The 289-nt window shown below is 62.3% G+C and carries 1 protein-coding gene; it reads right to left on the bottom strand.

Annotation, left to right across the window (positions count from 1 at the left end; all coding sequences use genetic code 11):
* The coding region (locus P0G09_RS20380; protein WP_275253591.1) for a pseudouridine synthase at window positions 1-289 on the bottom strand (289 nt) is incomplete at both ends.

Genomic DNA, 289 nt, shown 5'->3' with positions numbered 1-289 from the left:
CGACGGATGGGTGACAGCCTGCGCAAAGGCACCGTCATTGGTCATCAGCAGCAGGCCCTCGCTGTCCTTGTCCAGGCGGCCCACCGGGTACAGGCGGGCGGGGATATAACTGACCAGCTCCATAACGGTCTTGCGGCCCAGCTCATCGCTGGCGGTGGTCACATAGCCGCGGGGCTTGTACAGGGCCAGATAGTAGAGCTGCTGGTTCTTCTGGTTGTAGATGCGCTCGTCATCCACATGCAGCACATCCCGGTTGGGGTCCATCTTGTCGCCCACCTTGACGGGGTGG

Origin of the sequence: Faecalibacterium sp. DFI.5.82 (assembly GCF_029076575.1) — a bacterium.
GTDB lineage: Bacteria > Bacillota > Clostridia > Oscillospirales > Ruminococcaceae > Faecalibacterium > Faecalibacterium duncaniae.
Note: the sequence above shows the minus strand (reverse complement) of the source record. Positions and strands in the feature narration are given on the sequence as shown.